Source organism: Pelagicoccus sp. SDUM812005, assembly GCF_031127875.1.
Taxonomy (GTDB): domain Bacteria; phylum Verrucomicrobiota; class Verrucomicrobiia; order Opitutales; family Opitutaceae; genus Pelagicoccus.
The window spans coordinates 334,836-354,200 of the sequence record NZ_JARXIA010000001.1; the positions used below are offsets into that span (position 1 = coordinate 334,836).

Here is a 19,365-nt window from a genome sequence, read left to right on the forward strand (position 1 = left end):
AAGAAACTGCTTATTTTTCTCGGCCTTCGCTCTCGGTTTCGGTGATGGCGGCGTCCTCGGCGGGTTCGTCGTTGCTTTTGCTCTTGGCTTCGGAGCGGGCGAATTCGCGCATGTCGATGGCGACGTCGTCCTTTTCGAATATTTCGCGCCCGAGGATGTATTCCATGATGTCTTCCATCGTGACCACGCCGGCCATGGAGCCGAATTCGTCGACCACGACCAGGAGCTGCTGGTGGGTCTTGAGGATGGTTTGCAGGGCGGCGGCGACGGTGACGGTTTCGGGAACGAAGTGCACTTCGTTCATGATCTCGCTGAGGCGGATGCGGTCCTGGTCCTCGGCTACGAACTTGAGCAGGTCGCGGCGGCGCACGAGGCCGACGATCTGGTCGATTTCCTCGTCGTAGACGGGGAGGCGGGCGAAGGGGATATTGGGGAAGTCGCGGAAGATGTCGCCGATAGTGAGGGTCTTCTCGAGGGCGGTCACCACCACGCGCGGGGTCATGATGGAGCTCACCATTTCCTCGTCGAGCTTGAGGGCGTTGGTTACCATGTCCGACTCGCTGCTGGTGAGGGTTCCGTCCTTGGCCCCTTTTTCGGCGAGCAGGATGATTTCCTCTTCGTTGGAGGAGGAGTCTTCGTTGTTTTGCTCTTCCCGCACCACGAAGCGCACGGAGAAGTTGGTCAGGGTGGTGGCGGGCCAGAGGGCGATCTTCATCCAGCGGAGCGGGCTAACGACCCAGGGCTGGAGCTGTATGCGGTAGGTGACGCCGAGGTTCTTAGGGATAATCTCGGAGAAGATCAGGATGCTGAGGGTGAGGATGCCGGTGATCCAGCCGATGACGTTGCTGTCCCAGATCTGGATGGCGAGGGAGCCGACCAAGGTGGAGCCGGCGGTGTTGGCGATGGTGTTGAGGGTGAGAATCGCCGAAATTGTGTTGGAAAGGTCGGTCTTGTGGAACTCGAGGAGCTCCCCCTTCTTGGGCCGACGCTTCTTCAGCGACTCGATATCTGCGATGGTGGTACTCAGGATGAGAGCCTCGAGCATCGAACAGACGAAGGAAACGCCTACGGTGAAGGCGACGGCGAGCACGAATTGCGTAATCATCGTCGGCTGTTGGGGAGATCTGGCGAGTTAGCTCGGCTCGATTGCTCTGGATGGTGACTGGTGAAGAAACTCGATCTTCGCGAGTCAGGTTCCTCGTCGGCTTCCCCCTCGAATTGGAGAAAAGCGGAACCGGTGCTACGGTCGGCGTGTTGGGCGTGCGTCATTGATTTTTTCAAAGATGCTGCCCGGAGAGGAAAAATCAAGGGTCATATTGAGGGGGAGATCGGAGCGATTTTTGGGTCTCAAGGAGCGATTCTGGCGGGAGTCGTTGTTGCAAATTGGGGCGGCAGCCCTCTGATTGCGGCGATGGATCCATTCGTATTCGACCAGCGGTTTGCCAAGTTCGTGGGGCAGGTTGATTCTGCGGCCCTGGCGAAGGGGACCGAACTGTACGAGGCGGGGGCGGCGCGGGTGGATGCCTTGGGCGGCTCCTCGATACGTGGGGCGGTGATCGAGAAGCGGGAGGGGGCGTTTCAAGTGAGCCTCGCGGTGAACGATGCGGGGGGATTGAGCGGGAGCTGCAGTTGCGCGGAGTTCTTCAATTGCGCCCACGCCTACGCTTTGGCGCGGGTGGCTCGGGATCGCTTGGTGGGCAAGGTTTCTTCGCCGACGCGGAATTCCCCGCCGAAGGTGGAGCCCCTGAGCCCGCTGCAGGCGGAATTGGAGCGTGTCTGGAAGTTGGCAAAGCAGTCGGGCTACCTGCTGTATCCAAAGGACCTTTACAAGTTGGTGTCGAATCGGGCTGGCCTTGGGGTTGCGGGACGGGAACCGATTCGGGACCTCAAGCGAGTTTTGCAGCAGGAGGCTCCGAAGTCCGTGGAGGACTTCAGCGGGCTTTTGTTCGACTATTTCGAATACAAGGGAATCCAAGGGGTAGACGGGTTCGAGCGGCCGGTTCGCTCGCGGGGATCCAAGGGAGGTTTTGCTCCGGCGCCGAGCGAAGCGAAATGGGATCGGCCGGCCTTGAAGCTCCGGGTGCGTATTGGTTTGGAGGAGTCGCCCGATCGCGACTGGTTTCAAGCGCGAGCGCAATGGGAGGTCGAAGGGGGAGGCTTTTCCGCGGAGGAGATCCGCAAGCTGCGGGATGCGGAGGGCGCTTTGGTAAAGCTCGACGGGAAGGGCTGGTGTCGGCTCGATCGCGAGCTCGACGAGAAGGACGCCCGAGCCTTGTCCTCCTTGGGACTCGATCCGGATCGCGGCAATTCGCAGCGGATCCACCTTTGCCAGGTGGAGGATCTCCTGGCGGAGGAAATGCTGGGGAAGGCGAGATGGAAGGAGCTTCGCTCTCGGGCCAAAGCTTTGTCAGGACGGGAAGCTCCAAGGGTGCCGAAGGTTTTGGAAGGCGTCTTGCGGCCTTACCAAATCGAGGGCTTTTCCTACCTCTGTCGGCTGAGCCAGCTGGAATTGGGCGGAATTTTGGCGGACGATATGGGGCTGGGTAAAACGGTGCAGACGATCGCTTGGCTGCTGTGGCTGGCCGAGAGAAGCAAGCCGCGGTTTCGGGTTCTGGTCGTTTGCCCGAAGTCTGTAACCGATAATTGGGTACAGGAACCGATCAAGTTTAAGACCGGTCTGAGCACCGAGCTATTTCGTTCCGTAGAGCAGGGGATCGGGGAGTCGAGCATCGTGGTGGCCAACTACGCCCAGCTGCGGATCCATGGGGAGCTGTTTACGGGCCAGGATTGGGATGCGGTGGTGCTGGACGAGGCGCAGTATATCAAGTCGCCGACCTCGCAGACCAGCAAGGTTGCCTACAAGTTGCGTGGACGTCATCGCTTGGCCCTGACGGGCACGCCGATCGAAAATAGCCTCACGGATTTGTGGAGCATCATGCGCTTCGCCATGCCTCGCCTGTTTGGGCCCTTGCCCACCTTTCAGGTGAACTACAGCAGGGCGCGAGGCGAGGAAGCCCTGGCGGACCTGCGTCAGCGGATGCGGCCGTTCTTGCTGCGCCGCTTGAAGCGGGAGGTTGCCAAGGAGTTGCCCGAGCGCATCGAGAAGGACATCTATTGCGAGCTGGAGGGCGAGCAGCGGGAGCTTTACGAGGAGGAGCTCGCGAGCGCTCGAGCCCTGCTGAAGTCGGCCAAGGGGCAAGGCGGAAGCTTGAACGTCTTGCAGGCCTTGTTGCGCCTGCGGCAGGTGTGCTGCGATGCGAAGTTGCTGAAAGGCGCGGCGAGGCAGGAAGCGGAGGTTTCGGCCAAGGTGCAGGCCCTGCTCGACTTGTTGGAACCTTTGGTTGCGGAAGGGCACAAGGTGCTCGTTTTTAGCCAGTTCGTGCAAATGCTCGAAATCGTGGAGGGGGAGCTGCGCAAGCGGCAACTTTCCCTGTTGAAGCTGACCGGCAAGACCAAGAATCGAGGCGAGCTGGTGGAACGGTTTCAAGGGGATGGGAGCGAACAGGTTTTCCTTTTGTCGCTGAAGGCGGCGGGATCGGGGCTCACGTTGACGGCCGCTTCCTACGTGGTCTTGCTCGATCCGTGGTGGAACCCGGCTGTGGAGGCGCAGGCGATCGATCGGGCCCATCGCATCGGGCAGACCGACCAAGTGATCGCTTACCGTATCCTAGCCAAGGATACGGTCGAAGAAAAGATTCGCAAGATCCAGCAAGAGAAGGCGGAGCTGGCGGCCGCGTTGTTTGGGGAAGACGGTTCGTTGAACTCCAAGCTGGAGATGGATGATTTGGAAGCGCTTCTAGTCCCCTAGACTTCGGACTTGCTAGGCACTTTGAGAGTGAAGGTCGTTCCTTTGCCGAGGACGCTGCGAACCGTGATTTCGATGCCCAAACGTTCGCACATGCTTTTGACCAGATAGAGGCCGAGCCCGGTGGAGGATTCTCCTCCGGTGGGCTTAGCGGAAAGACGCGCGAACTTGCCGAACAGTTTCCTTTGGTCTTCCTCGCTGATGCCGGGTCCGGTATCTGATATGGCGATACAGTTCGAGCCTGTTTCGGCATAGGTTTTCACTTGGACTTTTCCGTATTCAGGCGTGTATTTGACGGCGTTGTTGATGAGGTTGTTCAGGCAAATGGAGAACCAGTCTGGGTCTGTGAAGATCCGCAGTTCGCTCTTTGTATCGCCTTCGATCGAGAGCTTTATGTTTTTGCGGTCGGCATGCTCCGTGAACTGGGCGCAGGAATTCTTGACCAGTTCGAACGGGTTGACGTGTTGCGATGAGACTTGAACGTCGTGTCCTTCTATTCTTGATACATCGAGTAGGGTTTCGACAAGGGAGAGCATGCGATTGGCGCTGTCCTCGATATCTTGTATGAACTCGACCGGATCGTCTTCGTCGAAATCGGTCACCGCGCAGAGCCCTAAGATGCCGTTGAGCGGATTGCGCAGGTCATGGGCGACGATTCCTATGAATTCATCTTTTTCCCGGTTGAGTCGCGATAGTTCGTCGTTCGCTTTTTCAAGGGATGCGGCCGATTGTTCGATCTTCTTCTTTTGGCGTTCGATTTGGTCGTTGATCCGGGAGAGCTCTTGGTTGCGCCTTTCCAGCCGGTCGTGGTGGCGCTTGATTGATACGATGAAGATCCATGCAACGACGGCGGTGGTAAGCAGAGCTATGATAACGTTTATCAAGAGCTCTTTTCTGAGCGGGGCGAGCTGGGCGTCCTCGGTTTGTTCGACAATGAGGAACCAGTCTAGTTCGGGTACGAAGCGGCAGTTGAGCAAACGCGTCTTGCCGTCTCGCTCGTAGGAGAGATTGGCGATCTCGCCGTTGAGCAAAGCGGAGGATTGTTCCGCTAAGCCTTCAATCTCTTGCAAGCTCGGGATGTTAAGCAAGGGGCTGTTGGACGGGCGCAGAACCATCTTTCCGTCTGTATTCACGAAGTAAATCTGCCGGTCGTATTTAGCCTCGTAGCGGCTGATGAGGTGGTTGACTCGGTTAACGGTGAGACCGACTCCGGTGGCTCCGATGAAGTTTCCTTGGTAATCCTTTACGCGGTAATTGATGAAGATGGTCATCTCGTCCTGGTTGGCGAGATCCGGATCGACGTTGATCTCGTAGTCCTCAGGTAGGTCGCGCACGCGGAAATACCATTCGTCGCGTGGGTCGTCCTCGCGTATCTTTTTCAGGATGCCTTGGGGATGGTAGTAGGTTCTCGTCTTCTCCGAGACGAAGAAGCTGCTGATCGTGTTGTACTGGATTTTTAGCTCGTGCAGGTATTTGGTGACTGCGTCTTGCTTGGATTCGCCTTCCAGACTCCAATCCTTGAGGAAGGTGTCGTTGGCCATGAGCGATGAAATAAAGATGGGCCTCAGCAGGTCGCGCTGTATTTCTGAGTATACGTTGTCGGAAGTGAGCGGAAGCGAGGTTTCGACAATGGTTCGCCGTACGTTGCGTTTCGAGACGAAATAGCTGCTGAGGCTATTGGTTAGGAACCCGATGAGAAGGAGCAGGCAAACGAGCCAGGCCCAGCGATATCTGGTAGAAAATGGAATCATTCAAAAGCGCGTGGAAATTTGAGTCGAAACGGGAAACGGCGAGAAATACCTTTATCGACAGTTCGTCGAGGCTCGAAAGCCTAAGTCTTGGAAAAAGCTAAGCCTGCAACGCGAGGCTGAGGTGGGCGCAGGTCTTTTTGGAAGGGCTCCGGAGCTCGTGTAGTGCTGCTAGGCTTTGCCTTCACTTTTTCTGCTTCGCTTCGATCCAGCGGCTCATGAATTCGGTGGAGCGATGCTGGTGGTGGTTCAGCAGCTTGCCGAGGAAGTTGCCTTGGCGGTTGGCATGGCGATCGCAGAAGGCTTGCTCGAGGATCTCAGGCAGCTTGGCGAGCCAATGGCTTTCTGAAAAACGCTCGCGAGCGATCCGGTAACCGCAAGCTTGGGCTTGTAGCCAGGCCGGCTCCTCGGTGTAGGTGTTGATCGCAGTGTCGGAGAACTGTCGTGGATCGATGGATACGTTGCTCCCCCATTCGAGGGTTCCGAGCATGCCTTCGGTTGCGATGGGAGAGGCGATGCTGGGAGTCCCAGCGAGGAAGGCGTCGGCGAGCTTCCCCTTGAGTCCGGCCCCGAAGCGTAGGGGGGCGAGGTTGAGCCGATAGCGCGAGAGGGTTTCGATCGCGTTTTCCGCTCGGCCGCGAATGTGGAAGCCGATCTTTTCGTTGTGGAGCTGCTTTGCTTTTTCGGGCGTATAGGAGCCGAAGACGTCTAGGCGCGCTTCGGGGAGCTGCGCTCGGATGAGCGGCCAAATTTCGTGGCGGCAGAATTGTACGGCGTCCCAGTTCGGTTGGTGCAGGAAGCTGCCGATCATGACGCAATCCTGGCGCTCGTCGTAGCTGAGGGTAGCGGCCGTCTCAGGCTCCGGCAGGACGAAGGGCCAGTAGGCGATTTGCGGGGGCGAAATCGGAAAGGTTTCTTGGAGGAGCTGCAGCTCGTATTCCGAGATGATGAGGGAAAGGTCGACCCGCAGAAGGGAGGCGATTTCGCGAAGGGCGATTGGGTTTTGCAGATCGAGGGCGGCTCCGCTCTTGAGGGCTTGGTGGCGGGCTTCGCGCAGGCAGTGCAGATCGCTGGTGTCGATGACGCGTAGGGTTTCGGGAAGGGCTTGGGCGACGCGCCAGCCGAATTGCTCTTCCGTCATGTAGCGGTCGAAGATGACGATGTCAGGGGCGAGTTGGGCGACCCAGGCGTCGAAGCTGGAGGAGTTCAGTTGGATTTCGTGGGTGGCGATGGGGAAGTCGCTAGCGAGATCGTGGCTGTGCTCGGAGGTTTGGGCGGCGCTGGCGAAATGGATTTCCCACCGGGCCTGGCAGAGGCTTCGGATGAGGTCGAGGGTGCGGGTGCCCGCGGCGGAGGAGCTTGGCTCCGGCCAGATTTTTCCTAGGATCAGAACTCGCATGGTTGCGACCACTTATTTGAAGGGGGAGGGCGGAGACCAGTTAAATCTGCAATCTTTGCGGCAACGGTCCTATGAGGGTTTACATCGAGGGGAAGCTGGCCTAGCTTTGGGGCCTGTTACGCGCACGTATTCCAACTCCCAACGCCAAGACTTGCCATGCCAAAGTTCAGTCTCGAACGTACTATCTCTATCAAGGCGCCCGCAGCCTCGGTTTTTTCCAACGTTAAGGATTTCAGGAACTGGGTGGCTTGGTCACCTTGGATCTTGGCGGAGCCGATGTGTCGGCTGGAGTACGCGGAAGACGGCCGCAGCTACAGTTGGTCCGGCGATATCATCGGCGCCGGCAAGATGGAGGTGCTCGATGTCGTCGAGAACAAGGAGATCCACTATCGGCTAAGCTTCTTGAAGCCGTTCAAGTCGGTGTCTTCCGTCTCCTTTTATTTTGACGAGGGTAGTGGCGAAACCAATACGCGTTGGACGATGTCCGGTTCGCTGCCGTTTTTCCTTTTTTGGATGAAGCGGACGATGGTGGCGGCGATATCCATGGACTACGATCGCGGGTTGCGCATGTTGAAGGACCAGGTCGAGCTGGGACAGGTGCCGTCCACTTTGAAGTTCGCCGGTTTCGAAACGGTGGAGGGCTTCGAGTACGTGGGCTTGAGCCGGGATTGCAAATTGTCCGAGATCTCTGATCGCATGGGCGCGGACATGCAGCAGGCGGCTTCGATCCTGAGCGCTCTCGGGATTGAAATGGAGGGCCCGCCCGTTTGCTTTTACGAGCGTTTCGACATGAGCGAAGGGACGACTCGCTACCGGATCGCTCTGCCGGTGGCCGCTGGCACGCCTTGCCCCGAAGGGCTTGAGAAGGGGACTTTGGGCGAAATCAAGGCCTATGCGATTCACCATACCGGAGCGTATCGCCACCTTGGCAACGCCTGGGCGGCGGGAATGATGCACCAGCGCTCCAAGGTGTTCGCAGGCAGTAAGGAAAGCCCGCCTTTCGAGGTGTACCGGAACGATCCTTGCGCGGTAGGCGAGGAAGAGCTTCTGAGCACGGTCTACTTTCCTGCGAAGTAGCTTTTTAGGAAGGGTCCGGGTTTACGGGGTATTGAGTATTTTGATACGAGAAGCGACGTTGCCGCGCTCGAGTACGCGGACCACGAGGAGCAGTAGGCGAACGCTCAGTTGGGCGGGGGAAGTGAGGCATTCGGAAAAGCGGGCTACGGCGGTGTCGCGTTCGGCGATCAATTGGTCGCGTTTTTCGGGGCTGGCGAGGGAGAGCTCCAAGGTTTGGGTCCACGCTTTGTCGCGAGCGTAGGCAATGCTGTAGATGCTGAGCTTTTCGTCGATGGGACCGACGAGTCGATCCAGCAAACCAAGTGGGCGAAAGATGTGGGTGAGGCGTTGTTGGGTATCGTCGATGAGGTTTCCGAGGATCCGGTTGATGGAGTGGAAGTCGTTTTTCAGCGAAAGGGAATCTGCGGCGGCAGCCTGCGCGGCGGCGATGCCGAGGTCCAAGCTGATGTGGGCGTTCATCCCGAGGAGCAGGTGTTGCAGGGTGACGAGTTTCGGGGATCGGGCGTGGAAGGCGGCATCCCAGGATTTGCAGCTCTGCTTGCTTTCGCGAAAGCTTCGGTAGGCGTCGAGGTAGCGGCTGGCGAAGATGATATCCAGTTTTTCCATACGCTCGTTGTCTTCGAAGGATCCGCGGTCGATTCCATCCTTCACTGCGATGGTGACACGTTTGTAGAGGGAGGGGAAGTAGCCGAGCGGATCATTGGTTTCGATGCAGGCGCGGACGATTCTATCGAGTTCGTCTATTACCTCGTCAATGGTGCGGATCATCGAGGGATACTGCACTTTCTAGGCCCGTTGCGGCGAGCTTGATTGTAGTAGGCGCAATAAAACGCTCCGCCTGAATGGCGGAGCGTCTTTGAAAGAATCGAGGAGTTGAGTCCCCGTTGATTGCCCTTGGATCGCGGGCAATGATTCTGGCTCGAGGCCTAGAACTTGGGACGGTTGGGCGGGCGGCGGTTGCGGCGGCTGCGAATGGGGGCAGCAGTTGCTGTTCCTCCGGAGTCGCTTGCGGGGCGGGCTGAGCTTTGGCTCGCGCCGGAGGCCGCAGGCTTGACGGAGGGCTTGGAGCCCGGTTTTCCGGAGCGGCGTGAGGGCTTGCCGGAGCGATTGCCGTCGGGACGTCCACCGCCACCTTGGCGCGGGCCGCCTTGCCGTGGTCCTCTTTGTTGCTGAACCTTTTTGGGCTTTTGCGGGTTGGCGATGCGCTGGGCTTCGCGTCCGATGACACCCTTGGGGCTGAGCTCGAGGAGCTTGATTTCGCGTTTGAGAAGTTTCTCGATGGATACGAGGTAGGCTTCCTCGTCGGAGGAAACGAGGGAGATGGCCTTGCCCTTCTTGCCGGCGCGGCCGGTGCGGCCGATACGGTGCACGTAGTCTTCGGCGATATTCGGTAGTTCGAAATTAACTACATGCGGCAAGTCTGCGATATCGATACCGCGGGCGGCGATATCGGTGGCGACGAGGACGCGGATGTAGTTGGTCTTGAAGTCTTCCAGGGCGCGCTCGCGGGCTCCTTGGCTTTTGTTGCCGTGGATGGCGGCGGCGGTGATGCCATCGGAGTTGAGCTGCTTGGCAAGGCGGTTGGCTCCGTGCTTTGTGCGGGTGAAAACGAGGACTTGTTGCCAGTCGCCGTCTTTGATGAGGGCGGCGAGGGCTTCGCGCTTGTTCTTCTGGCCGATGGAGTAGGCTTCCTGGGCTACCTGGTCGGCGGTGGAGTTGCGGGGAGCGACTTCGACCTCGACGGGATTGCGCAGAATGGTGTCGGCCAGTTTCTTTACTTCCTTGGCGTAGGTGGCGGAGAAGAAGAGGTTTTGGCGCTCGTGGGGGAGCAGCTTGAGGATCTTCTTGATGTCATGGATGAAGCCCATGTCGAGCATGCGGTCGGCTTCGTCGAGGACGAGGGTTTCGATGGCGCCGAGATTGGCTTCGCCGCGCTGGCAGAGGTCGAGCAGGCGGCCGGGCGTGGCGACGACGATGTCGAGTCCGCGGCGCAGCTTGGAGATCTGCGGGTTGATGTTTACGCCGCCGAAGAAGCAGGCGGAGTGGAGGCCTAGGCCGTCGCCGTAGTCGAGGATGCTCTGGTGCACCTGGGCGGCGAGCTCGCGGGTGGGAGCTAGGATGAGGGCGCGGGGGCGCTTGTTCTTAAAGCTCGATTCCGAGAGGCGTTGCAGGAGCGGCAAGCTGAAGGCAGCGGTCTTGCCGGTTCCGGTTTGGGCTCCGCCGAGGACGTCGCGTCCTTCGAGGATGGCTGGGATGGCTTTCGCCTGGATGGGGGAGGGCTCGGTGTAGCCTTTTGCGGCGACAGCGGCAGTGATTTCCGGACGGAGTCCGAGAGTTGCGAATGGCATATGGTGTGCGGTAGTGGCGGTCGCGGCCACACGTCTTGCGAACGTTGGCTCCGATCTGGCGACTTCCGATTGCCTGTGAGGCGTTGTTAAGGTTCGCCGCGATAAAAGTCATTTCCTACCGGAGCGATGCGTCGGCCGATCAGAAGGCAAACGCGTGTAAGTTGCGGAGGGTTAGCGCAAAGAGAGGGCTTCGCCTAGGAAAAAGATGAATTCTTTTTCGCGGGGGCGTTGCGGGAAGGCTAGTAGAGGCCTTCGGAGAGGATGACTTGATCGTCTGGTATTTCCCCGTTTTCGCCGGAGGAATTCTTGCTCGGGGAGGCGGACGGGGGCAGCTTTTCGGCTTCTCGTTCCCGTCTCTCGGAATCTTCCATCTCGAGGGAGTGGATCACCGCTTCCGCGAGGTGGCGCAGGAGCTGGCCCTTGCGAATGGGCTTGGGCAGGGCTCGGTAGCGTTCCCCGTCGATCTCGAAGAAGTAATTGGATTTCTCGGAGCGCTTGGAGAGAATTCCGGTGAGGAAGAGGTACTTGGTGAAGCGGCAGTCCTTGTTGTAGGTGAGTTCCTGGACGATCTTGGTGCCTTTGGTGTCCGGCAGCATGACGTCTACGATCATGGCGCGGGGAGGATTCATTTCGGCGATGTGCAGGGCGTCTTTGCCGTGGGCGCACTCGAGCACGTCGTAACCTGCTTGCTCGAGGATGCGAGCGATGAGCTTGCGCGAAGTATTGTCGTCTTCGACGACGACGACGCGGTGCTTGCTAGGTCTGGACTTGGTTTTCTGCATAGGGTACCGCTAAAGCGATAGTGCAGAAATCGTCGCCCCTGCGCAGTTCTTGAACTGCCGACCTAAAATATCACGGATTTCCGTGAAAATGCTTTGAAAAGCAAAGACTTGGAACGGGATTAGTCCTTGATTTTCACGATAGCCGAAATTTCGACTGGAGCTCCGAAGGGGAGGGATTGGGCGCCGATCGCGATGCGGGAGTGCCTGCCTTTTTCCCCGAATACTTCGACGAGCAGGTCCGAGCAGCCATTGAGGACGAGGGATTGCTGCTCGAAGTCGGAGGTGCAGTTCACGAAGCCTTCGATCCGTACGATGCGCTCCACCTTGTCGAGGTCCCCGATTTCGGCCTTGAGAGCGGCGAGGAGGGCGATGCTGACGAGCCGGGCGGTTTGGTAGCCGTCCTCTACGCTGAAGTCGGAGCCGAGCTTTCCTTTGATAAACTGCTGGTCGGGGCCTTTGGCGATGGCTCCTGCGAGAAAGACAAGATCGCCCGAGCGGACGGCTGGCTGGTAGTTCGCGACGGATTTGGAGGCGGGCGGAAGTTCGATGCCGAGCGCGGCCAATCGTTGGTGGGCCGAGGGTTCGGAGCGGAGATGGGATGCCGCGAGTAGTGAAAGGGTCGATACGAGGATCGCTCGGAGGATGGACTTAGAGAACATAGGAGAGGGCGTCGGTGAGCTGGTTCATCTGTTCCATGCGTCCCATGCTGATGCGCAGGTAGTCTTGGCCGAAGTAGCTGCGCGGGCTGATTTTCAGGTTATAGGCGCCGAAGATGGCGTCGGCGATCATCTTGGAATTCTTTTGGGTGGGGGCCAGGACGAAGGTGGTGACCGATGGGATGTAGGCTTGTCCGATCGAGTCGTAGTACTTGCAAAGGTAGCTGCGGGATTCGGCGGTGCGACGTCGGACGGTTTTCAGCCATTCCTGGTCCTGGTAGGCGGCGATGGCCGCTTCGAGCGATGCGTGGCTGCAGCCGCAACCGATTCCGGTGACGTAGTAGCTGGCGATCTTTTCCGCGAGTTCCTTGCTCGTGACCGCGTAGCCGACGCGCATGCCACCGAGACCGTAGGCTTTCGAGAAGGTGCGCAGGACGATGACGGGCAGGCCTTCGCGCACGCAGCGCATCATGGAGAGCTGGTCCACATCGCCGGCGTAGTCGATATAGGCTTCGTCGACGAGGACGGGGCATTTCTCGGAAACTGTTTTGCAGAAGGCGTAGAGTTCGCTTGGATCCGCGAGGGTGCCGACCGGGTTTTCCGGATTGCAGACGTAGGCGAGGCTAGTGTTTTCCGTAATGGATTCTTCGATACGGGTGAGGTCGACTTGGTAGTCGGCGGTCCAGGGGACCTTGACGTGTTCGACGCCGAACTTTTCCGCCCAGAGCATGAGCGGGTGGAAGGAGGGATCGGAGCTGACCATGTTTTGCCCCGGGGCGCTGAAGGCGGTGGCGGCTCCCATGGTGATGTCGGACGATCCGGCGCCGAGTATGACTTGCGAAGGCAGGACGTCCTCTTTCGCGGCGATGAGTCGCTTGAGCTTCTCTTGGGCTTCGAGCGGATATTCGTTGGCGTAGAAGAGGGAGGCGCGGATGGCCGCGATCGCCTTGATCGAGGGGCCGAACTGGTTCTCGTTGATGGAGAGGTTCGTGTAGCCGTGGGAGCTCGAGATTGTAGTGAAGGTTTGATCTTGGGCGAAGGCTTTCTGCGAAACGCAGGCAGCCCCCACGGCGATCGAAGCGGATTTGATCCAGTCGCGTCGGTTCATAAGGTAGACATCTTTTGGCCTACCGTTAGCCGATTTCGCGCCACGGAGGGGCGGCGCTCGATTTGGCGCGCGAAAAGTGGGCGCTCGCGGAGTGGTACCGCGAGCGAGCTTGCTTCTAGCTCGCTTTCGGAGCCCAGCGACGTTCCCGTTGCTTCACTTTGACCGGTTCGGTTTCGACGATGCAACCGACCACGGCCTTGTGCTTTCGCAGCTCGGTCCACTCCTTGGTGTTCACGCGCCAGCCCAGCGAGCTGGCCGTAGCGGCGGACGTGATACAGCTGTCCGTGATGCGGAAGGCGATATCGCTAGGCGTGGAGCCGCGGGAGCGGTCGAGCACTTCGCGCAGCTTGTAGAGAAAGCTGTCGGTATCCTTGTCGGGATCGAGCACCCAGGTGATGTGCTTGATTTGGCCCGGCATGAAGGCGTCGAGGGGATGGACTTCGAGCACGTTGAGGCGCACTTCGCCGTCGCGGCGGATGACGGTGCCCTTGATGACGACGAGTTTGTCGTTCTCGAGATTGTGTCCGTATTCCTCGAAGGCGTCGGCGTAGCAATTGACGGTGAGGGAAGTCTTGCGGGTGCCGAGGTTGAAGAAGGCCCAAGGACGGTTGTCCTTGCGGGAGAGCTTCTTGACGACGCCACCAGCCACGCCGCAGGCTTGGAATTCGACCTTGTCGCCGAGGTTGTCTACCTTCTCCAGATCGAAGTTGGTGAGGGCTTCGGCGAGGCCTTTGTATTCATCGAGTGGATGCCCGGAGACGTAGAAGCCGAGCAGTTCCTTTTCGAAGCGGAGCATTTCGCTCTTGGAGAATTGCTTGCTGAGGTCCCACTGGGGAGCGTCCTTTTCCTTGGGTTCCTCCACGATCATATCGAAGAAGGACTCTTGGCCGCGTTCCTTGTCGCGCTGCGCTTCGGCGGCTTGGTTCATGGCGCCTTCCAGGCGATGGAAGAGCGATCCGCGCGGTTCGCCGGTGAAGTCGAAGGCGCCGGTCTTGATCAAGTTTTCTAGCACGCGCTTGTTGACGGCTTTGGTGTCGACGCGCTCGAGCAGGTCGTCGAGTCCCTCGTAGGGGCCGTTGGCGTCGCGTTCCGCGATGATGGTCTTGGCGGCGGAATCGCCGACGCCCTTGACGGCGCCCATACCGAAGAGGATGGAGCCGAGCTTGCCGTCTTCCTTGTCCTCTTCGCTGTCGATCACGGGAGTGAACATTTCGTTGGACTTGTTGATGTCCGGCGAAAGGACGCGGATGCCCATGCTGTTGGCTTCGTCGATGAAGTGGGAAACCTTGTCGGCGTTGCCCAGTTCCGCTGAAAGCAAGGCGGCCATGAACTCGACCGGGTAGTTGGCTTTCAGGAACGCGGTGCGGTAGGAGAGCATCGCGTAGGCGGCGGAGTGGGACTTGTTGAAGCCGTACTGGGCGAACTTTTCGAGGATGGCGAAGATGTTGAGAGCTTCCTTCTCCTTGATGCCGTGGGTGGCGGCGGCGCCGTCGACGAAGATCTGCTTTTGGGCTTCCATGACGGAGGCGATCTTCTTGCCCATGGCGCGGCGAAGCATGTCCGCGCCGCCGAGCGTATAGCCGGCGATGATACGGGCGGACTCCATGACCTGCTCCTGGTAGACGAGGACTCCGTAGGTTTCGGATACGAGTTCCTTCAGCAGGGGGTGGGGGATCTGGATCTTCTTGGGGTCGCGCTTGCCTTCGATGAATTGGGGAATGAACTGCATGGGCCCTGGGCGATACAGGGCGATCAACGCGATGATTTCTTCGAAGACGGAAAGGCCGATCTGCTTGCAGAGGTTTTGCATGCCGCCGGACTCGAGCTGGAAGACGCCGACGGTGTTGCCCGCGTTGAGCAGGTCGTAGGTTTTGGGGTCCTCCAGCGATACCTTTTCGATATCGAAGTCCGGCATGTTGCGGGTGCGCTGGATATTGTCCTGGGCGTCCGAGATGACGGTGAGGGTTTTGAGGCCCAGGAAGTCCATCTTGAGCAGGCCGAGGTCTTCGGAAGGACCTTTCGGGTACTGGGTGGTGAGGTCGCCTTCCTGGAGGGTGACCGGCACGAGGTTCGAGATGGGCTGGTCGCCGATGATGATGCCGCAGGCGTGCTTGCCGGTATTGCGCACCATGCCTTCGATAACCTTGCCGTGTTCGACGATGGTCTTGGCGACGGGGTTGACGGCGATCTCGTTGCGCAGGTCGGAGGACTTCTCGACGGAGTCGTCGAGCGAGATGTTGAGCTCGTCCGGGATCATCTTGGCGATCTTGTCGGCCTCGGCGAACGGCAGGTTGTTCACGCGAGCGAGGTCGCGCACGATCATCTTGGCTCCGAAGGTACCGAAGGTGATGATGTTGGCCACGGAGTCGTGGCCGTACTTTTCGCGTACGTAGTTTACCACTACGTCGCGACGGCGCATGCAGAAGTCGATATCGAAGTCCGGCGGCGAAACGCGCTCGAGGTTGAGCATTCGTTCGAAGAGCAGGCCGAAGCGGAGGGGATCGATGTCGGTAATCTTCAATACGTAGGCGATGATACAGCCGGCGCCCGAACCGCGGCCCGGGCCGACGGGGATGCCTTGGCTACGGGCGAAGTTGATGAAGTCCCAAACGATGAGGAAGTAGTCGACGAAGCCGGTGCCGGTGATGATGGCGAGCTGGAAGTCCATTTGGCCGCAGACGAAATCGGCGAAGTCTTCGCGTTGGCCTTCCTTGGGGACGTAGGTGGAGCGGTTGTCGTAGTCGACGCCGTAGCGTTCCTTGAGGCCTTTCTTGCAGAGGTCGAGAAGGACGAAGCCGTTTTTCTTGTGCTTGGCCCGTTCTTCGGGGGTGAGCTTGCAGACGGTGTCGTCGCCGTTCTGCTTGTTGACCTTGGTTTTCTCGGATTCGTAGATGTCGAGGATGCGGTCGAAGGCGGCGTGGTCGTCCTTGTATCCAAGTTCTGGGGGACACTCGAAGATGGGGTAGTGGTCTTCGCCAAACTTGATTTCGAGGTCGACCATTTCGGCGACGTGCACGGTGTTGTCGAGCGACTCGGGGACTTCCTTGAAAATCTCGTACATCTCCTGGCGGCTCTTGAGGTAGAACTCCTGGGAGGGGTACTTCATGCGGTTTTCGTCCTCGATGATCTTGCCCGTCTGGATACAGAGCAGGGCGTCGTGCGGCCTGGCGTCTTCCTTGTAGACGTAGTGCGAGTCGTTGGCGCAGATGACCTTCAGGTCGAATTCCTTGGCGAGCTTGAGCAGGCCGGGGATGATACGTCGCTGGACCGGCATGCCGTGGTCCTGGATTTCGATGAAGTAGTTTTCCTTGCCGAAGATGTCGACGAAGTTGGCGGTAGCCTTGCGGGCGTTTTCTTCGTCGCCATAAATCAAATACTGGGCGGCGACGCCGTTGATGCAGCCTGAGAGGCCGATGAGGCCCTTGGAGTACTTGGCGAGGGTTTCGATGTCGGCGCGCGGCTTGTAGTAGACGCCGTTTACGTGGGCGTCGGAGACGAGCTTGCAGAGGTTTTGATAGCCCTCGAAGTCCTTGGCGATGACGCCCTTGTGGTGGATTTGGTACTTGGGAAAATCTTCCTTGGGCGGGATGTAGTCTTCGGGGATGTCGCCGATGTCGTCGGTGCGCTTGCGCTCGCGCTTGGGGCGCTCGGATTGCTTGTGGTCGTTGACGTAGTAGAGCTCGCAGCCGATGAGGGGCTTGATGCCGACCTTTTTGCAGGAGCGGTAGAAGTCGATGGCGCCGAAGAGGTTGCCATGGTCGGTCATGGCGAGGGCCGGCATGCCGAGCTCGAGGCAGCGCTGGGCGGCCCGCATCGGCTTGGCGCAGCCGTCGAGAAGGGAGTAGTGCGTGTGGTTGTGGAGATGGACGAAGGGGCCTTCGGCGGGATTGGACATGGGGAGCAGTGAAGAGGGAAAAGGGAAGCGTGAAAAGGGAAAGGTTTTAGGAGTTATTCACAGGGCCCAAGCGCCTGTTTCGCGGTCTTGTAACGCAAAAGGCGCTTTACTGTAACGTAGCGTTGTTGGCGTGAGTTGTAAAACGTCCGATGGTTTACCCCAATGAATTTCGACGAACTGTTATCGCCCGCCAGCCGGGAGTTTGAGCTGTACAAGCTGATGGTGGAGCAGGCCTACCTGGACGGGAGCGCGCTTCTTTCGGAGGCTGCGGAGTTCTTCCAGAAGGAGGATTGCCGTTACGCTGCAGTTTTAAGCGAAGGGCAGGTATTAGGGGTGTGCAGCCGTTCGCGGATCGGGGCCCTGCTGGGGTCGCAGTTCGGCTTTGCGTTGCACTCGCGCTCCAGGGTGCGGGATTTCCTGGAGGACGGCAGCTTGACGGTGGTGATGGGCGAGAGCTTGGAGGCGATCCTGCTGAGGGCGTTTGCCCGCGACGAGAGGATGTATTGGCAGGACGTGGTGGTGACGGATCCGGACGGGACCTATGTGGGGCTGTTGCGGGCGAATACCTTGGTGCGTTTGCAGAGCGAGCTGCTCGGCGAGAAGATCGAGCACCTGGAGGAGCGGAAGCGGTCGTTGGAGTCGCTCACGGAAGAGCTGCGCCTCTCGAACCAGAGGCTTGAGAAGGCTCGGGACGCAGGTTTGCAGGCGGCCCGGGCGAAGTCCGAGTTCCTTGCAGTGATGAGCCACGAAATCCGAACGCCGCTCAATGGAGTGATCGGCATGATGACTTTGCTGGGGGATTCCACGCTCGATGCGGAGCAGCGGGAATTGTTGAGCACGGCGAACCAGAGCGCCGAGGCCTTGCTCTCCATCCTGAACGATATCTTGGACTTTTCGCGTTTGGAATCGGGACGGATCGAGTTGGAGAAGCGCCGTTTCGAGATCCGCGAACTGGTGGAGTCGGTGCTGACGCTGATGCTCGAGTCGGCCCACGAGTCGGGCTTGGAAGTGGTCTGCGATATCGATACGGAGGTGCCGTTGGCGATCGTTTCGGACAGCGGCCGCATTCGCCAAGTGTTGGCCAACCTGTTGGGCAATGCGGTCAAGTTTACCCAAAAAGGGCGGGTGCGCTTGGGCGTTAGCTGGAATCGGACGGCGGACGGCGAGGAGTTGCGCTTCGAGGTGGAGGACACGGGAGTCGGGATTTCGACGGAGGCGCAGGAGCGTTTGTTTCAGCCGTTCATGCAGGCGGACTCGTCGACGACGCGTCGGTTTGGCGGTACGGGGCTGGGCTTGGCGATCTGTTCCCAGCTGGCTAAGGCCTTAGGGGGCGAGATTGGGGTGAAGAGCCAGGAAGGGCAGGGCTCGACCTTTTGGTTCACCGTTAAGGCAGAAGCTTGGACGGGCGGCAGCAATCGGTATCCGGCGATAGGGGCGGAACGGGAAAGTGTGGCGCTTCTTTATATAGAGAACGCGACGGCGGCGCGGCAAGTGGAGCGGGAGCTGCTCTGCCGCAACATCGTGTGCTTGTCCGCGGGCACGGCGGAGCTTTTCGAGGAGCTGCTGCGAAATTGCGGGGTGGGCGTCGACTTAGTGGTCTGCGAAGCGGGCTTTGCCAGTGACCTCCGGGACAAGGCCTTGTCGGGGGCGGCGTGGATTTCCGTGTACCCGAAGCACGGCATGCGTTTGGTCAAGTCTGGCTTGAAGCGGCATGCTCATGTCTATTTGCCGATTCGGCCGAGCCAGTTCGGTCGCAGTGTGGAGTCGGTCATGTGGTTGTACAAGCTGGGCCAAGCTCCTTGCGACGTAGCGGCCGAACCGAAGGAGGCGGCGGCCGGCCCCACCCGGAGCTCGCGGATATTGATCGTGGAGGACAATCCGATTAACCGTCGGCTAGCGGCCCACATGGTGAGGCGATTTGGCTACGACTGCGAGTTGGCAGAGGATGGGGTCCATGCTTTGGAAGTTTGCGAGAAGGATACCTTCGATTTGATTTTGCTCGATTGCCAGATGCCGCGAATGGATGGCTACGAGTTCGCTCGACGCTACCGGGAGGCGGAGCGGGAAGGCGAGCGTACTCCGATCGTAGCCCTGACCGCCAATGCCCTGCAGGGGGATCGCGAGCTCTGCTTCGCCGCGGGGATGGATGCGTACTTGACGAAGCCTTTGAGGCGGGCTTCCTTGAAGTCGACGATCGAGTTGGCCCTTGGCGGCGAGATCAAAATGTTCGAGCAATCGCCGATCCGCAGCCTAGAAGGGGATCATACCCAGAAAAAGGGTTGACGAGGGCGAGGAAAACGGCCTTGTTGGGCGTCTTTCAATTTTTCCACCATGGCAATCGAAGTAAAAATCCGCAAAAACGAACCCGTAGAACGTGCACTCCGCCGTCTGAAGAAGAAGCTCGACCGCGAAGGCGTCATCAAGGACGTACGCGCTAACCGCTACTTCGAAAAGCCTTCGCAAACGAAGCGTCGCCAGAAGAAGGTAGCTGCCTTCAACAACATGATCCGCTGCAAGTACGACAACTAGTCGTCGGCGCCGAGATTT

Annotated in this window: 13 protein-coding genes; 4 read left to right on the forward strand and 9 right to left on the reverse strand. The window is 59.1% G+C overall.

What is annotated here, in order from left to right:
• Window positions 1-10: 10 nt before the first annotated feature.
• Window positions 11-1,105: a hemolysin family protein gene (locus QEH57_RS01205; RefSeq protein WP_309004839.1), complete on the reverse strand. Its 1,095-nt coding sequence runs from the start codon at window positions 1,103-1,105 to the stop codon at window positions 11-13.
• 306 nt (window positions 1,106-1,411) lie between these two features.
• Between QEH57_RS01205 and QEH57_RS01210 the strand changes: the two genes are divergently transcribed.
• Window positions 1,412-3,808, forward strand: coding sequence for a DEAD/DEAH box helicase (locus QEH57_RS01210; RefSeq protein WP_309004840.1), 2,397 nt, complete (start codon window positions 1,412-1,414; stop codon window positions 3,806-3,808).
• On the opposite strand, the gene QEH57_RS01215 is transcribed toward QEH57_RS01210, so the two are convergent.
• Entirely contained in the window at window positions 3,805-5,556 is a 1,752-nt protein-coding gene (locus QEH57_RS01215) for a sensor histidine kinase (RefSeq protein WP_309004841.1), read from the reverse strand. The genes QEH57_RS01210 and QEH57_RS01215 overlap by 4 nt on opposite strands.
• A gap of 181 nt (window positions 5,557-5,737) precedes the next feature.
• A complete protein-coding gene (locus QEH57_RS01220) occupies window positions 5,738-6,952 on the reverse strand; it encodes a glycosyltransferase family 4 protein (protein ID WP_309004842.1) in 1,215 nt (404 codons plus the stop codon).
• 156 nt (window positions 6,953-7,108) lie between these two features.
• On the opposite strand from QEH57_RS01220, the gene QEH57_RS01225 reads away from it, so the two are divergent.
• Complete coding sequence (locus QEH57_RS01225) at window positions 7,109-8,029, forward strand: SRPBCC family protein (protein ID WP_309004843.1); 921 nt, start codon at window positions 7,109-7,111, stop codon at window positions 8,027-8,029.
• A gap of 21 nt (window positions 8,030-8,050) precedes the next feature.
• On the opposite strand, the gene QEH57_RS01230 is transcribed toward QEH57_RS01225, so the two are convergent.
• The 6 genes from QEH57_RS01230 to dnaE form a co-directional block, all read right to left on the reverse strand.
• The gene (locus tag QEH57_RS01230; RefSeq protein WP_309004844.1) at window positions 8,051-8,797 is read right to left on the reverse strand and encodes a DUF5995 family protein; all 747 of its coding nucleotides are present in this window, start codon (window positions 8,795-8,797) and stop codon (window positions 8,051-8,053) included.
• 158 nt (window positions 8,798-8,955) lie between these two features.
• Window positions 8,956-10,377, reverse strand: coding sequence for a DEAD/DEAH box helicase (locus QEH57_RS01235; RefSeq protein WP_309004845.1), 1,422 nt, complete (start codon window positions 10,375-10,377; stop codon window positions 8,956-8,958).
• 239 nt (window positions 10,378-10,616) lie between these two features.
• Window positions 10,617-11,159 (reverse strand): response regulator, encoded by a 543-nt coding sequence (locus QEH57_RS01240; RefSeq protein WP_309004846.1) that lies wholly within the window; start codon window positions 11,157-11,159, stop codon window positions 10,617-10,619.
• A 119-nt stretch (window positions 11,160-11,278) separates the two neighbouring features.
• Entirely contained in the window at window positions 11,279-11,818 is a 540-nt protein-coding gene (locus QEH57_RS01245; RefSeq protein ID WP_309004847.1) for a RidA family protein, read from the reverse strand.
• Window positions 11,808-12,923: a histidinol-phosphate transaminase gene (locus QEH57_RS01250; RefSeq protein ID WP_309004848.1), complete on the reverse strand. Its 1,116-nt coding sequence runs from the start codon at window positions 12,921-12,923 to the stop codon at window positions 11,808-11,810. The genes QEH57_RS01245 and QEH57_RS01250 overlap by 11 nt, the downstream gene beginning before the upstream one ends.
• Before the next feature lie 115 nt (window positions 12,924-13,038).
• Window positions 13,039-16,818 (reverse strand): DNA polymerase III subunit alpha, encoded by a 3,780-nt coding sequence (dnaE, locus tag QEH57_RS01255; RefSeq protein ID WP_309004849.1) that lies wholly within the window; start codon window positions 16,816-16,818, stop codon window positions 13,039-13,041.
• A 162-nt stretch (window positions 16,819-16,980) separates the two neighbouring features.
• On the opposite strand from dnaE, the gene QEH57_RS01260 reads away from it, so the two are divergent.
• Together QEH57_RS01260 and rpsU are read left to right on the forward strand one after the other, a co-directional pair.
• A complete protein-coding gene (locus QEH57_RS01260) occupies window positions 16,981-19,101 on the forward strand; it encodes an ATP-binding protein (RefSeq protein WP_309004850.1) in 2,121 nt (706 codons plus the stop codon).
• Between the two features lie 48 nt (window positions 19,102-19,149).
• Window positions 19,150-19,347, forward strand: a complete 198-nt coding sequence (gene rpsU / locus QEH57_RS01265; RefSeq protein ID WP_008103948.1) for a 30S ribosomal protein S21 — start codon at window positions 19,150-19,152, stop codon at window positions 19,345-19,347.
• Window positions 19,348-19,365 lie beyond the last annotated feature (18 nt).

Bases quoted from the DNA above. Each gene is read 5' to 3' on its own strand.
- QEH57_RS01205 (WP_309004839.1), bottom strand. From the start codon at position 1,105: ATGATTACGCAATTCGTGCTCGCCGTCGCCTTCACCGTAGGCGTTTCC.
- QEH57_RS01250 (WP_309004848.1), bottom strand. From the start codon at position 12,923: ATGAACCGACGCGACTGGATCAAATCCGCTTCGATCGCCGTGGGGGCT.
- QEH57_RS01210 (WP_309004840.1), top strand. From the start codon at position 1,412: ATGGATCCATTCGTATTCGACCAGCGGTTTGCCAAGTTCGTGGGGCAG.
- QEH57_RS01230 (WP_309004844.1), bottom strand. From the start codon at position 8,797: ATGATCCGCACCATTGACGAGGTAATAGACGAACTCGATAGAATCGTC.
- QEH57_RS01215 (WP_309004841.1), bottom strand. From the start codon at position 5,556: ATGATTCCATTTTCTACCAGATATCGCTGGGCCTGGCTCGTTTGCCTG.
- QEH57_RS01225 (WP_309004843.1), top strand. From the start codon at position 7,109: ATGCCAAAGTTCAGTCTCGAACGTACTATCTCTATCAAGGCGCCCGCA.
- QEH57_RS01235 (WP_309004845.1), bottom strand. From the start codon at position 10,377: ATGCCATTCGCAACTCTCGGACTCCGTCCGGAAATCACTGCCGCTGTC.
- QEH57_RS01245 (WP_309004847.1), bottom strand. From the start codon at position 11,818: ATGTTCTCTAAGTCCATCCTCCGAGCGATCCTCGTATCGACCCTTTCA.
- QEH57_RS01260 (WP_309004850.1), top strand. From the start codon at position 16,981: ATGAATTTCGACGAACTGTTATCGCCCGCCAGCCGGGAGTTTGAGCTG.
- QEH57_RS01240 (WP_309004846.1), bottom strand. From the start codon at position 11,159: ATGCAGAAAACCAAGTCCAGACCTAGCAAGCACCGCGTCGTCGTCGTC.
- QEH57_RS01220 (WP_309004842.1), bottom strand. From the start codon at position 6,952: ATGCGAGTTCTGATCCTAGGAAAAATCTGGCCGGAGCCAAGCTCCTCC.
- dnaE (WP_309004849.1), bottom strand. From the start codon at position 16,818: ATGTCCAATCCCGCCGAAGGCCCCTTCGTCCATCTCCACAACCACACG.
- rpsU (WP_008103948.1), top strand. From the start codon at position 19,150: ATGGCAATCGAAGTAAAAATCCGCAAAAACGAACCCGTAGAACGTGCA.